12 protein-coding genes and 1 pseudogene are annotated in these 14,278 nt (G+C 42.6%); 9 read left to right on the top strand and 4 right to left on the bottom strand.

The features are described from left to right. Positions 1-30: 30 nt before the first annotated feature. Positions 31-444, bottom strand: coding sequence for a hypothetical protein (locus FSB73_RS17975; protein WP_225974137.1), 414 nt, complete (start codon positions 442-444; stop codon positions 31-33). Between the two features lie 72 nt (positions 445-516). On the opposite strand from FSB73_RS17975, the pseudogene FSB73_RS17970 reads away from it, so the two are divergent. From FSB73_RS17970 to FSB73_RS27320, 4 genes and pseudogenes are all read left to right on the top strand, one after another. Beyond that, a pseudogene (locus FSB73_RS17970) lies at positions 517-1,041 on the top strand (aldo/keto reductase). Positions 1,042-1,269: 228 nt separating this feature from the next. Further along, positions 1,270-1,683 (top strand): (R)-mandelonitrile lyase, encoded by a 414-nt coding sequence (locus FSB73_RS17965; protein ID WP_146785363.1) that lies wholly within the window; start codon positions 1,270-1,272, stop codon positions 1,681-1,683. Between the two features lie 266 nt (positions 1,684-1,949). Beyond that, on the top strand, positions 1,950-2,591 hold the full coding sequence (locus tag FSB73_RS27325) for an NAD(P)-dependent alcohol dehydrogenase (protein WP_317132808.1): 642 nt from the start codon (positions 1,950-1,952) through the stop codon (positions 2,589-2,591). A gap of 29 nt (positions 2,592-2,620) precedes the next feature. Further along, entirely contained in the window at positions 2,621-3,007 is a 387-nt protein-coding gene (locus tag FSB73_RS27320; RefSeq protein WP_317132807.1) for a zinc-binding dehydrogenase, read from the top strand. 203 nt (positions 3,008-3,210) lie between these two features. Here FSB73_RS27320 and FSB73_RS17955 read toward each other — a convergent pair whose 3' ends face one another. The 3 genes from FSB73_RS17955 to FSB73_RS17945 all read right to left on the bottom strand — a co-directional run bounded on the left by FSB73_RS17955 (position 3,211) and on the right by FSB73_RS17945 (position 5,089). Further along, positions 3,211-3,864, bottom strand: a complete 654-nt coding sequence (locus FSB73_RS17955; RefSeq protein WP_146785360.1) for a sigma-70 family RNA polymerase sigma factor — start codon at positions 3,862-3,864, stop codon at positions 3,211-3,213. Positions 3,865-3,870: 6 nt separating this feature from the next. After that, a complete protein-coding gene (locus FSB73_RS17950; protein WP_146785357.1) occupies positions 3,871-4,254 on the bottom strand; it encodes a hypothetical protein in 384 nt (127 codons plus the stop codon). Positions 4,255-4,621: 367 nt separating this feature from the next. Continuing rightward, positions 4,622-5,089 (bottom strand): hypothetical protein, encoded by a 468-nt coding sequence (locus FSB73_RS17945; RefSeq protein ID WP_146785354.1) that lies wholly within the window; start codon positions 5,087-5,089, stop codon positions 4,622-4,624. Positions 5,090-5,591: 502 nt separating this feature from the next. On the opposite strand from FSB73_RS17945, the gene FSB73_RS17940 reads away from it, so the two are divergent. The 5 genes from FSB73_RS17940 (at position 5,592) to FSB73_RS17920 (ending at position 14,262) form a co-directional block, all read left to right on the top strand. Then, entirely contained in the window at positions 5,592-6,566 is a 975-nt protein-coding gene (locus FSB73_RS17940; RefSeq protein ID WP_146785351.1) for a ribonucleotide-diphosphate reductase subunit beta, read from the top strand. A gap of 59 nt (positions 6,567-6,625) precedes the next feature. Further along, positions 6,626-8,344 (top strand): ribonucleoside-diphosphate reductase subunit alpha, encoded by a 1,719-nt coding sequence (locus tag FSB73_RS17935; protein ID WP_146785349.1) that lies wholly within the window; start codon positions 6,626-6,628, stop codon positions 8,342-8,344. A gap of 116 nt (positions 8,345-8,460) precedes the next feature. Next, complete coding sequence (locus FSB73_RS17930; protein WP_146785346.1) at positions 8,461-9,216, top strand: sulfite exporter TauE/SafE family protein; 756 nt, start codon at positions 8,461-8,463, stop codon at positions 9,214-9,216. Positions 9,217-9,907: 691 nt separating this feature from the next. Beyond that, positions 9,908-12,205, top strand: coding sequence for a right-handed parallel beta-helix repeat-containing protein (locus tag FSB73_RS17925; protein WP_146785343.1), 2,298 nt, complete (start codon positions 9,908-9,910; stop codon positions 12,203-12,205). Next, a complete protein-coding gene (locus FSB73_RS17920; RefSeq protein WP_146785340.1) occupies positions 12,163-14,262 on the top strand; it encodes a T9SS type A sorting domain-containing protein in 2,100 nt (699 codons plus the stop codon). Before FSB73_RS17925 ends, FSB73_RS17920 begins: the two co-directional genes overlap by 43 nt. Positions 14,263-14,278: the final 16 nt, after the last annotated feature.

Here is a 14,278-nt window from a genome sequence, read left to right as displayed (position 1 = left end):
CGGCTTCAACAGTATAATCCCCTTTAAATTTCAAGCAGGCCAAGGAAACTTGACAACTGTTATATTCAGCGGTAACAGGCGGTAATACAAAGTCCTCGCCCCAGCTGTGCAATCCCAAGCCATTAAATCCATCAGGCTGCTGGTGGTATACAAAAAAGTGGAATTGGGATGCGCATGCGTTCTGTAATAATAGACAAATCCTTCCGGGTACAGATCCGTGGGGGTCTTGGCAATTTGTTCACCCGTTAAACTGTCCACCCCTTCGTATTGGACCTTTCCACCACTCGCCTCTTGTGTTCTGGCTGCTGCGGCCCGTTTCAGCCGCTGCTGGATGATATTAGTTTGTGAATTCTCAAAACCGTTACGTCTGACTTCACCTGAATTAAACATACTCAGTGTGGCGATGGCAGCAGTATTACGGCGAATGATAGCATCTTCAGGCAAAGCGGCTACTTTTTTACAGATTTTGCCAATAGAACGTAATTAAATAGTATTTAAACAAAAAAACGCAAGATAATGACAACAAGAAAATTAGGCAACAGCGGACTGGAAGTTTCCGAACTTGGTCTGGGATGCATGGACCTCACCTTTGGTTACGGAAAGGCAACTAACGAGAAAGAGGCCATTGAATTAATACAGGCAGCCTTCAACCAAGGAGTAAGCTTTTTTGATACGGCTGAAGCTTATAGTCAGGAGGGCAATGAGCTGTTACTGGGCAAAGCAGTAATGCCTTTTAGAGACAAAGTGTTGATTGCCACAAAATTTGGTTTTAAAGATGGCGATTCCACTAAAGGCCAGGATAGCCGGCCAGAAAGGATTCGGCAGGTGGCAGAAAATTCCCTGAAAAATCTATAAACTGATTATATCGATTTATTTTATCAGCACCGTGTCGACACCAGTGTGCCTATTGAAGCGGTAGCAGGCACGATCCAGGATTTAATTCAGGAAGGCAAGATCAGGTACGACGAAGCTCCACCGTTTAAAGGAAAACATCGGTGCGGTGGGCATTACTTTATCCAGCGAGGATTTACAAAACATTGAAACGGCCTATTCTAAGATAGAACTTACCGGTGCCAGATACCCTGAACACCTAATGAATAGAGTAGGGAAGTAGGCTAATTAAAGTAACTGAAAAGTAGTACACTTTTTAAACCGCATTATTGTACAAAGGCCAAAAGCACTCAACATACAAGTCATCCTCAAATAAATGCATAAATTTGAGTGGATGCGAGTCGCTAAATTCAAAATAATTAAAATAAAATATACACAATGATAACACAGGACAAATCCATATTTCCTTTAGGCAATCCAGGACCAGCTGAGTGGTTCACGGGTGAAGTGCATGTACAATCTCTGGTCTCCCCTGAAAAGGTGGAAAATTTATATAACGTTGGTCAGGTGACCTTTAGTCCTGGCGCCAGGACCCACTGGCATACGCATCCCATAGGACAGGTATTACTTGTTCTGGAAGGCACAGGATGGTATCAGCAAAAGGGGCAACCCGCTCAAATTATCCGTAAAGGCAGTACAGTGGCTATCCCTAAAGATGTTGAACACTGGCACGGTGCGTCCGAAGGGGAGAAACTAGTTCACATCGCCATTTCCAATATCCAAAATGGCAATAGCGTCACCTGGCTGTCGCCAGTAACAAACACACAGTACGCTCAGGTGCATCAAAAGTAATATGTAAACTTCCTTGCCTTTCTGGTCAGGTAGTATACTACTATCATACTACCCCATAAGAAACGATGGGGCTTAGAAGTCCTTTAATGCTCGTGGATTCAAAGCATGCGCTTCTTTAAGGCCCCTATAGGATAAGCGGATGCGTCTTAAAGCGGGGTTAAGGTATAAATTCAAAAATCTTTAACTTTATAATACCCTACTTTTATGGCCTCAAATTCTTGAAACGATAGATTACGAAAGATTATAACCTGATAAATTAAAAAAAGATGAATACATTTTCTGTTAAAGCATTTGGCACTGAAGCGCCCGAGGCTGCTTTAAACCAGATGCAGATAGATCGCAGGGAAGTCACCGCAAACGACGTGGAAATAGACATATTGTATTGTGGTGTCTGCCATTCAGATCTGCATACTGCCCGAAACGAATGGGGAGGCACAATCTACCCCAATGTCCCCGGCCATGAAATCGTTGGCAAGGTCAGCAAAATTGGCACGGAAGTAACCAAATATAAAATCGGTGATTTGGTGGGCGTAGGCTGCCTGGTAGACAGCTGCAGAACCTGTGACAGTTGCAGGGAGGGATTGGAACAATATTGCGAAAACGGTAATGTTCAGACCTATAACGGACAAGACAAGCATTTGCACCATCAAACATTCGGTGGCTATTCTGAACGCATTGTGGTTGACCAGGATTTTGTATTGAAAATACCGTCAAATCTTAATTTAGCTGGGACAGCGCCATTACTTTGTGCAGGCATTACCACTTATTCGCCTTTAAAACACTGGAAGGTGGGGCCGGGCAAAAAAGTCGGCATTGTTGGCATAGGCGGTCTGGGTCACATGGGGGTAAAAATAGCCAAAGCAATGGGCGCTCACACGGTGGTTATCACAACTTCAGCCTCAAAATAGCAGACGCCAAAAGGCTGGGGGCTGACGAAGTGATCCTGTCAACCGATAGGGAGCAAATGCAAAAGAACGCAGGCACCCTCCATTTTATTTTGGATTGTGTTTCTGCGCAGCATGACATTAATGCATACCTGAGTCTGCTTAGAAGAGATGGCTCCCTAACGCTTGTGGGGGCACCTGAACATCCACTGCCAGTAGCGGCATTTAGCCTAATCCCGGGCCGGAAAAGCTTTTCCGGATCCATGATCGGAGGAATAAAAGAGACCCAGGAAATGCTGGATTTTTGCGGGCAGCACGATATCACCTCTGACATTGAGATGATAAGGATGGAGCAAATCAATGGAGCCTATGAGCGTTTATTAAAAGGAGACGTAAAATATCGCTTTGTAATAGATATGGCCAGCCTGAAAGAAAATTAAAAAAATAAAAAATAAAATGACAAATACAGCCTGCGCGTATCAAAAAAAAGATACAACGCAGGCTGTTTAATTGAGCAAACCGAGACCCAATGCGTTCCAACGCTTCAAAAATTCAACCCAGCTATCAGCGGTAAAAATAACACCAGCCATCCTGGTTTTATGAAAATCCACGTGATCGCCCTTTTATTAGGAGCTACCTTCCATCATCCTGCCAGGATTTCACCCATGACGCCTGCCACAATCTCATCACAATGGATCAGATTAAACTCAAAAAGATCTGAGGGCGCGTATACTTTAGATATTTCATTTTTGAGCATCGCCTTAGCCCTGTTCAACCGAACTTTCACATTGCCCTCACTTATCCCCAGTAAACCAGCGGTATCCGCCACACTCAGATCATTGATTTCACGAAGTGTAAATACAACCCTGTACGCATAAGGAACCTTTGAGAGTGCCTGTTCAATTATATGGGCCAGTTCTCTTCTTTGCATAAATCTATCTGTATTGTTGTGAGCATCTCTCCAATTACCCTCTTCACCACTTTGCAGTGTTACAAGCTGCTGCCCGTATAATCCGTGTACCTGCTTTTGTTTTTTCCGGTAACAGTTATTGAGCATGATGCGGATCAGCCAGGTTTGAAAGCTGGAACGCCCCTCAAAACTTTTCAGATGCTGGTAAGCATTAATAAATGTTTCCTGCATCAGATCTTTTGTATCCTCTAAGTCAAATCCATATCCTCGCCCGACTTTATAGAGCGCTGCATTGAACCTCCTGACAATGATTTCAAAAAATGCCTTTTCACCTGTAAGCACTCTTGAAATCACCTCCTGATCCGCATATGCCTTTGAATCTACCATGATGAACTACTGAATAATTTTAGAAATTCTTGCCATTGAAAATGCGGCAATAGCCATGACCAGATCACGGACAGCCACATCCAAAAACTGCAGTCCTGCTAGTAAAGTTAGGGCAATTAAGGCTAACCAGGCTGCGACAATAAGCCCACCAATCTCGGGTTTCTTAAGTACAATGATCCCCGCAACAATTTCAATGACGCCCACGATCATCATAAACGTATGGGCGCTAAAGGGAATAATGCCGGCAAGGCCCGGATTTAGATAGAGATCCCAATTGGTCAGCAGGTCCACAAATTTATCTGCCCCGGCTACAATGGGCACAATCACAAAGGTGAACTTTAGGAGGTTGAAAACGCCACTTAAGGCCGTTTGTTGATTTTGACTTGTCATTATTTTAGTTTTTTATGCTGTTTGTTCTATTGGAGACTTCCAATAGCGAAAAGGTTACAGATCAAAAAAAATATCAAATAGCCAGTTTTAAGGACTGGCTAACGAAAATAAGGACAACCTCGTCAGTTATAAATAAGTCCGTACAAAAACAAAGAACGCTTAGCGGTAGCGCAAAGGGCAGAAGGAGCAGGGGAGCACGGGCGCAAACGGGGGAGGACTGTAAAAAGAAGTATTTTTATTACAGCCATTAAATTTCACCAAAAAAGCGCTCCTGATAATCAGGAGCGCTTTTTGGCTGCATCAAAAAATGCAACACAATTAGCAGGCTACCAAGCACTTGCCTACCTTAATGCAGTGGGAAAAATGCTTATTTACGGATATAGGTATGATAGAGTTTTGTCGTCGAACTATCTTTTAAGTAAAGTGTGCTCATTGACAATAAATTACCCTTCAAATTAAAATAAAACATATCAGGCTTAGTAGCATCATTTGTAATCGGCTTTGCAGAATTTTCAGAGTGGTAAACAATGCTGTCATAGCGTTGCATTTGTCCATTCCCATTTATGGCGCTGTCCCGGCCTAGTGAAAAATGTCCCCAATCGGTTGTATCACCGTTATTTATAAAATAGTACTGCATATCATCTGTATAGACAATAGAATCTTCATAAATCTTAAAGTCAGTCTGAACAAGCGCCGCCTCGTAACCGACAAACCCATTAAAAGCCCAGGTTCCAGTCACACTTGGCACTATTAATGGAAGCGTTTGCACCTTATCCTTAGAACAGGCGCCCAATAGTAAAGTTCCTGCAATGAATAACATTGAAAATTTTCTCATAAATAAATAGGTTTAACCGAAAACGCCGCACAAATTAAAAACGCTACATATATCTTAAATTTTTTTTAAAACAACCGCGATTACCATTATCAGGATTTGGGATAAACAATCAGCCTACCTATACCAGTCATCTTCCAACTAAAAGTATTCACATAACTAAAATTAAACATACGAATAAAACCTATTTTTCCGTAATTTTTTTTATTGGAGCCTGGGACCGCCTTTTGTGAATAAACCGGACCAAACTAGCCCCATTTCCAACCAGAAACCCTATATAATAATATTTAGATTATGTGTAAAGACATATTTATCATAAGGTATATAATAACAATAGTTTATTATGCACACCTGTTGATTTCTTTAATCAAATAATTTGTTCTGAATGATGAACTTTGACTTTGTTCTGAAAAATCAGTTCAACCCCTTAGTCATTTGTTATTTTGTTTTGCATCATAATTTGAATGATACAGGAAGCTTATTCACACTTTAATTTTTTTACATTATGGGACTTTTTGATAAAAGAGTAGCGTATAAGCCTTTTGAGTATCCGGAAATACTTAAGTTTACGCAGGCGATCAATACTTCATTTTGGGTGCATTCAGAGGTAGATTTTACCGCTGACACCCAGGACTTTCATTCTAGCTTAAATGAGGCGGAACAACATGCCATCAGAAACAGTTTGCTGTCTATCGCGCAGATAGAAGTAGCCGTGAAGTCCTTCTGGGGTAATCTTTATCATCATTTCCCAAAACCAGAGATCAACGGACTGGGTTCTACGTTTGCAGAATGTGAATTCCGCCACTCAGAAGCCTACTCCCGTCTGCTGGAAGTACTGGGCTATAACAATTATTTTGAAAACCTGCTGAAAGTCCCGGTTATGCGCGAACGTATCGCTTATTTGTCTGAGGCGCTCCAAACTGCAGGTTCCACTGATCAGAAAGAATACGTTACCTCCCTGATTATGTTTAGCATCCTGATTGAAAACGTCAGCCTTTTCAGCCAGTTTGCCGTAATTCTGGCCTTTACCCGATTTAAAGGGCTGATGAAAAATGTCAGCAATATCATTGCCTGGACTTCAGTGGACGAACAGGTTCATGCCAATGCGGGCATTTACCTGGTCAACCAACTCAGAGAAGAATATCCGGAAATCTTCACCGCTGAGCACCTCGATCAGGTGCGCAGTCTGGTCAAAAAGTCCATCGAAACAGAGGAACGCATTCTGGACTGGATATTCAGTGCCGGAGAAATCGATATTATCAATAAACACGACCTGGCCAATTTCATGAAGAAAAGAGCCGATGAAAGCCTGGTTAAAATTGGCATTCCGGCCATTTTTAACGTAACCGCCGAAGAAATAGCACCTATGGTATGGTTTGAAGAAGAAGTATTCTCCAACACGCTGGATGACTTTTTTGCAAAACGTCCTGTAGATTATACAAAACACGACAAGAGTATCTCAGCGAATGATTTATTCTAATTAATTTTGAGATTATACTAAGAAAACCATATTTGTGTACAATATAAAACCGAATGCACATGACCAATTTATTTGAAGAAGCCACAGCAAATGCTGAACCCAAGGCACCAGCCTTAATACAGAATTATGAACATGAAAAGCTCTGGTGGAAAAATGAGGAAAGTGAGCGAATTCTTAACAGTGGCTACCTGCTGAAAGGTGAGACGGTAGAAGGAGCGATCGAAAGAATTTGTTCCGCAGTTGCTCAGCGTCTGTATAAACCCGAGTTAAAAGAGGCCTTCAAAGAAATTGTTGAAAGAGGATGGATGAGCCTGAGCTCCCCGATCTGGGCCAATATGGGTACGGAAAGAGGCCTCCCGATCTCCTGCTTTAATGTGCATATTCCTGATAACATTGAAGGGATCACCCACAAACTAGGAGAAGTGATCATGCAGACCAAACTAGGAGGGGGGACTTCCGCCTATTTTGGTGGTCTGCGTGAAAGGGGCAGCTCTATTACAGACAACGGCAAAAGCACCGGTGCTGTCAGCTTTATGCGGCTCTTTGATACAGCCATGGATACCATTTCTCAAGGTGGTGTTCGTAGAGGCGCCTTTGCAGCCTATATGGATATAGATCATGGCGATATTGAGGAATTTTTGTCCATCAAAGATATTGGTCACCCCATCCAGAACCTGTTCTTTGGTGTCTGCATTCCTGATTACTGGATGCAGGAAATGATCGATGGAGATACGAAAAAAAGAGAGATCTGGGCTAAAGTACTAGAAAGTCGTCAACAAAAAGGATTACCTTATCTGTTTTTCTCCGACAATGTCAATAAAAACAGACCGCAGGTTTATAAAGACAAAAACCTGACCATCCATGCCTCCAATCTGTGTTCAGAGATCATGCTGCCTTCCACAGAAGATGAATCCTTCATCTGCTGCCTGGCTTCCATGAACCTGGAGCTTTATGATGAATGGAAAGATACGGACGCCGTAAAACTGGCCGTTTTCTTCTTAGATGCCGTCCTGCAGGAATTTATTGTTAAATCTGAAGACAATTTTTATCTGGAAGCCGCACATAAGTTTGCAAAAAGGCACCGGGCATTGGGACTGGGCGCCCTGGGTTGGCATTCTTATCTGCAAAAGAATATGATTCCATTTGAAGGAATGCAGGCTAAGCAACTAACGACCACTATCTTTAAAGATATCAGTGAAAAAGCCGTGAAAGCCAGCCGCGATCTGGCCTGGATTTATGGTGAACCTGAATTACTACAGGGATACAACCAAAGAAATACCACCCTTATGGCCATTGCACCAACTACGTCTTCTTCCGCTATTTTGGGACAGACTTCTCCGGGCATTGAACCATTCAGCAGCAATTATTATAAGGTGGGCCTCTCTAAGGGTAACTTTATGCGCAAGAACAAATACCTGAAAAAATTGCTGGAAGAAAAAGGTATTGACAACGAAGACACCTGGAGAAGCATTATGCTCAACCATGGCAGTGTACAACATCTAAATGAATTAAGCGCTGAAGAAAAAGAGGTGTTTAAAACCTTTAAGGAAATCAGTCAGCTGGAAATCATACAACAAGCCTCTATCCGCCAAAAGTATGTAGACCAGTCACAGAGCCTGAATGTAAATATCCCGTCCAATCTTCCGATCAAAGAAGTAAACCGCTTATTTATCGAAGCCTGGAAATTAGGCGTCAAAACAATTTATTACCAACGTAGCCAAAGTGTGTCTAAGGAAATGGTCACCAATCTGGTTAGTTGTAAAAGCTGTGAGGCTTAATACTGGTAGCCAGCGTTTAGCTGATTTTTTACTTGATATTTAAATTTGATATTTAATTTTTTATTTTTAAATAGCCGTTTTTTGTCCTCACAAAAAACGGCTATTTCCATATAGATATGGATCTGACGATAGCCATTATACTGATCAGCTTTTTCTCCTCTTTTATCCGCTCCACTTTTGGGTTTGGAGAGGCGCTGGTGGCTCTGCCCTTACTAGCGCTGATACTGCCCCTTCGGGTAGCCGTACCACTAGCCATCATGCTGTCTATCGCCATAGCGCTGCTGGTTGTCTTGCAGGATCATCAGCATATCCATTTTCAGCAGGCCAAATGGTTAATTATATCTGCTTTACCAGGTATTCCGCTTGGCCTTTATCTGATGCTGCAATTAAAGGAAGACGTCACCAAAATCGCATTAGGCCTGCTTATCTGCCTGTTTTCTATTTATTCCATTTTTAAAAAACCGCGCCAAAGCAAACAACATAGCCAAAATGGTCAAATTACGCAAAAGAGGCGCACTGGTCTGTTATATCTAATGGGATTTCTATCGGGTCTTCTTGGAGGCGCCTATGGCCTTAACGGGCCACCACTGGTCTATTATGGAGATAAACAAGGCTGGTCGGCAGCGCATTTCAGGGCAACCCTGCAGGCCTATTTTTTGCCTGCCAGCACCTTTGCCTTAGTAGGATTTATTGCCAAATCAATGGTAACAGCTCAAGTATTGCATTACTTTTGGATTGCGCTTCCCAGCGCCATACCAGCTATCTATCTGGGTAGATGGCTCAATAAACAGTTCACGACCGGCATTTTTTTTAAAATCGTCTACGGCTTGCTTTTGTTACTGGGAATCATATTAATGCGATCAAACATCTAACATCTAAAGCACTGGCTTTACTATTTCCCGTCAAAACCTAAACCCACCCAAAAAGAAAATGTACGGGTCATTTTCGCTTCAGATATTGTCACATTCTGACAATAACTATTCATATGTAAAAAATCCTTACATGATTATCAATCCCTTATTCGTGTAATTTCTGAACCGCTTACAAATTGTCGCATCTTCGCTAAAATTTCCGTTACCTTAGTTTCCAATTTAGCAACTACATGCAAATGTAGATACCCTTATGCTACTGGACACGACTGGAAAAGACTTCTAAGCGATACTGTCCAACCACCAACACCTTTTTGACGAAATTTCGGACCCTGTCGGATGACACTTGGCAAATGCAAGTTTTAAATTCATCCGGGTGACCATTTATTATAAAAACTGTTGCAATTAATGAAACAAAACTACAAGCAGTCTACGAATCACTTTACATCCAAACCAGTAGTGGGAGGATAAGCTTTTATCAAATATAAATACTTAAGGCAGGCATGATTAGCCGGTATTAGCTGTTGACAAACCTTCAGCTAACCCTGCTCTACCAGCACTCGCTAAGGCTTACCTGAAATAGGGATCATATCCCTAATGGGGGGATTTTGTGTGCACTTATTTATTATTACATATATATTGGAATATAAATTCCAAAAGAACCATTTTATTTTTTCACCAAACAAATTTCTTTATGAAAACAAAATTTACACTGCTTACAAACCTCAAACAACCTTTAATTTCTCTATTGGTGGTTGGCTTGTTGATGACACTCACAAGTCCTGTCATTGGGCAGTACATCAACACACACATATTTGACAAAGCACCTGTGTTACTAAGTGACCAGGCACCTAACGGCTGGTATCCGGACCGGTATGCGCCCAATTCTTTTACGGTTACGACAGCGCCAGCCACTTACGCCACTGCGCTGAAAGAAAGCATCAGTAGTGCAGACGGAGCACTTACCAGAAGCCCAAATGACGCATTTTACAACACACAGGGCCGCTCTCTCATCTTACCTGATGGCACCCTTGAAATAAGTGCAAATCTTTACATTCCAGCCAGCTGGGCCGACACCCATAAAAGAATGGCCGGGCTCTGGGCAGCAGGCGCCAAGGCAGATGGCACCATAAGCGAAACTTATCCGGTACTGGAATTTAGCTCAGATGATCCAGCGGGCGGCACTAATTACCAGCCCAGATTTCAGGGATTTGACGACCAGACAGATACATGGATAAGCCTTGGATTGCCTACTGATTTTCAATATGACCAGTGGTATACATTAAATATAAAAATAGATCCATCGACCCACCAGACAACATACACGGTGGCAGATAAACAACTCAACGTTTCTTCAGCGGATATCCAAAACTTGCATCATGTTATATTGCAGGGTTATAACTACGATCCGGCATACCCATTAAACGCACAAAATCCAGGCGTGGACTATGATATATATTGTCATGATATAACTTCCATTTCTACTGGCAACAACGTATTTAACACCACTGCCGAGACTTATTATCCAAGTATTCGCCAGGCTGTTAGTCAGGCCACAAGCGGCGACCACTTAGTTGTATCGGGCACCGGTTTTAATGAACAGGTCATAATCGACAAACCCTTAACCCTTGAAGGCGACGCTGCTTTCCAGAGCGCAAAACCATTGCTTGATTTTACAGGTACCGCCACAGGCAAATCTTCCATCATCGATATCAGTGCAAACAATGTGCTGATTAAAAATCTGGATTTCCATGTAGATCTGTCAAAAATTAATAGTGCTGTTATTGCCTCCAGTGCTTCGATGGATACGATTTCTATCGTTGGTAACCATGTCAGCCCCTACAAGTCAACCGGTGACTTCGCTGGTGCTTATGGGCTCAGAAACGCCTTTAGTATCAATTACGCTACCTATAGAGCAGGAGGGGATCACGGCGTCTATTTTGAAGGAAATACGGTGGATGCAGACCTAAGTAATAACATTATTTTTCGCTCAGGTTTAAGTGCAGATGTCTGCACCGGCCAGTTTCTGAATAATACCTTACAAACTTTAAATCAGGATTTGACTATCCGGTTTTTTAAAAACGGTATCATCAATATCCAAAACAACCATTTCAATGGCGGCGGGCTGGAAATAGCCACCCCAGAAAGCAAAAACGGCCTGGTGGACATTGAAAACAATACCTTCAATGGGGCCATGGGCAGTCAATACACCTCTTCCCTGCGCATAAAAGACAATTTTGATTTTATGCCGGCTGTGATTAAAAACAATCAATTTACCAATCATAATTGGGCCATCAGCGTGGAGAACTTCTCTAATATCTCCATTGAGGACAATACCTTTACGCCTGACGCCAATTCTACCACGTTCCGCGATATCACTTTTAACACCAAAGACCTCAGCTCAAGCAGTGGACATGGTGATGCCGCCATTGGGGGCAGCGTCACAGGAAATATTTTTAATGGCAATAGCCAGCAAGGGGCAGGAACGGCCATTGCATTATATAATCATGACAGTCAGGACGCCACTATTTATCCTTTTACTATTGGCCAAAAAGACCATGAAAATGTATTTGCTGCCAGTATTGGCAAGGCTATTTATCTGGATAACCATGGCGGCGTCACTTCCACAGATCTGACATCAGCATTTCCGGAGTATACTGGGTTACCTGCCACCAATACAGATTACTGGCAGACCGATATTGATGCGACCCATAATATTTTCAAAGTGGGACCTGAAGGTGCAGGCGTTATCTGTGCTAATATGACCTATTACCAGGCCCAGGCGGCAAAGCAACAGATATTTGATCAACAAAATGATCAACATATCGCCCGGGTTATATTAAAGACGCCTGTGATCAATGTCACTAAAGAGGCCGCTTCTACTACCGCAGAGCAGTTCAGGTATGCCACCTTACAGGAATCATTAATGCTGCCAGCATTAATGATTCCTTGTACGCCAGCCCCTGGGTATATAGGGAAGATATCAATATAAATAAGGAGGGCTTAAAACTCAGTGGTGCTTTGCAATATGGCGTGGACACAACCATACTGTCAGGCCCCAATAGCGGAAGTGAAAACACCTTAATTATTATGGCCAAAAATGTGCATGTAACACATCTTATGGTTACACGTGAAGGCAATAATATCACGGAGTTTGCCACCAATGTAAAAAACCAAGGGATTCATATTCAGGGACCGGAAGGTGTCGTGTTGCAGCACTTACTGGTTACCGGAAACCGCAGTGGGATTTACATCAATCATACCAATGGAACTATTATTGACAGTTGCGACATTCTTTTCAACAGAACCGGGATCCAACTGGTAAATACTTGTGATAATACGGTCATCACGCATAACAACATAAAAGATAACTGGACCTCAGGAGTATTGCTTTATGAACTCTCTGCTGGCGCCACGAAAAATATCACCGCCAATTACAATAATTTTTCCGCCAACTGGTATACAGATGTAGAAAACAGATCTAGCGAAAATACCCTGGACTTCAATGGTAATAATTGGAATACCGAAACCATTCAACCCATAGACCAGCAGGCAGGGGAGCCCGGTTACGCCGATCTGATCCCCGCTAAGTATGGTGGTACGGCCTCTTATGATAATAATGGTAGTCATCATCAGATTACCGGCGGTATAAACGGCGTGGATTATTCAGCCTGGCTGCCAAATACTGCTATTAATGCGATTGATAACAGTAAATATCCTGGGTTTGCCCCCGTTGATACCGCGATTGTCTACATCGATGACATTGTCCAAACCGCTCCTGGCATGACAAAAATGGCTCGGGCACAAAGCATTGTTGGGGTAGGCGGAAAAATCATTTCCGTGTCGGATGTCCTGCATCAAACCATTGAACCAGGCAAGCCTTTCACCCTGGAAAGTACCTCAGGCAATCTAACTATTGATGGCATTGACTTTGGCAGCGATCCGAGCCCCGCACCCATTGAGATTGACCAAAATATCACCATAAGCAATACATTAAACCTGGGTAATGGGGCCATTATTATGGGGGCAGGCAAAACACTCACCCTTGACGCTGCAAATGCAAATATAGATTTAAGTGGTGGCAACGGTTATATTAACGGCACCTTGGTGGTAAATAATGTACCCAGCAGCGGCAGCTATACTTTCCCAGTAGGATCAGAAACTGCAGGGGCGCAATATATTGAATTTGCACCCACTGGTGGCTCTGGCGGCTCCTTTGCGGTAAGCTATTCTGATCAGGGCTATTCGGACTTTGACCTCGCCGGTGATGATCCAGAAAATCTGACCAGCGTCGATCAGCATCGCTTTTGGAATTTTGAACGCACCAGTGGAGACTTAAAGGGTCTTGTCACCATACAAGACTATACCAATTCTTTGCCAGAGCACGCGGTGATAGCCCACTACGGTTCGGATCATAAATGGCATAATCTGGGTGGGGTCTTTATTCAGGAAAAAGATCCTCAAATTCTGCAGGCAACCATTGAGAGTGATGAATTCAGCCCTTTTACCATTGGTAGTACCGAGGCTGCATTACCTGTTGCTATTACTGGATTTAAGGCCAATATAGCCGGACAGCAGGTACAATTTAACTGGGAGAGTCTGACTGAAAATAACTGTAAAGGGTTTGGCATTGAAAGAAGCAAAGACGGGAAGAGCTGGCAGCAAATTGCTTTTATTCCAAGTCAGGCAAATGGTGGCAATAGCACCAGTCCGCTTTACTACACAGCTATGGATCTTCAGCCAATGGCAGGAATTAATTATTACCGTTTAAGGCAAGATCTTAAAAATGCAGTCAGTGCTTTTAGTGATATTAAAACCATTCAATTTGAGGGAAAAAAGAACATTCATGTATATCCCAACCCAGCAGCAGATAAAATTACCATCAGTGGTATGACTGGGACAATTTACATTTATAACAATAGTGGCAAGTTACAAATGACGCAAAAAGTTCAATCAGCTACACAGCAAGTGTCGGTTGAGAGACTCGCTACAGGCCTTTACTTTATAAAAGACAGCGCCGGACATACCACTCAATTTATCAAAAAATAGCGTTTATGCTGTTATG

The organism is Arachidicoccus ginsenosidivorans, from assembly GCF_007971385.1.
GTDB classification, from domain to species: domain Bacteria; phylum Bacteroidota; class Bacteroidia; order Chitinophagales; family Chitinophagaceae; genus Arachidicoccus; species Arachidicoccus ginsenosidivorans.
Note: the sequence above shows the minus strand (reverse complement) of the source record. Positions and strands in the feature narration are given on the sequence as shown.

Bases quoted from the DNA above. Each gene is read 5' to 3' on its own strand.
- FSB73_RS17965 (WP_146785363.1), top strand. From the start codon at position 1,270: ATGATAACACAGGACAAATCCATATTTCCTTTAGGCAATCCAGGACCA.
- FSB73_RS27325 (WP_317132808.1), top strand. From the start codon at position 1,950: ATGAATACATTTTCTGTTAAAGCATTTGGCACTGAAGCGCCCGAGGCT.
- FSB73_RS17955 (WP_146785360.1), bottom strand. From the start codon at position 3,864: ATGGTAGATTCAAAGGCATATGCGGATCAGGAGGTGATTTCAAGAGTG.
- FSB73_RS17950 (WP_146785357.1), bottom strand. From the start codon at position 4,254: ATGACAAGTCAAAATCAACAAACGGCCTTAAGTGGCGTTTTCAACCTC.
- FSB73_RS17945 (WP_146785354.1), bottom strand. From the start codon at position 5,089: ATGAGAAAATTTTCAATGTTATTCATTGCAGGAACTTTACTATTGGGC.
- FSB73_RS17940 (WP_146785351.1), top strand. From the start codon at position 5,592: ATGGGACTTTTTGATAAAAGAGTAGCGTATAAGCCTTTTGAGTATCCG.
- FSB73_RS17935 (WP_146785349.1), top strand. From the start codon at position 6,626: ATGACCAATTTATTTGAAGAAGCCACAGCAAATGCTGAACCCAAGGCA.
- FSB73_RS17930 (WP_146785346.1), top strand. From the start codon at position 8,461: ATGGATCTGACGATAGCCATTATACTGATCAGCTTTTTCTCCTCTTTT.
- FSB73_RS17925 (WP_146785343.1), top strand. From the start codon at position 9,908: ATGAAAACAAAATTTACACTGCTTACAAACCTCAAACAACCTTTAATT.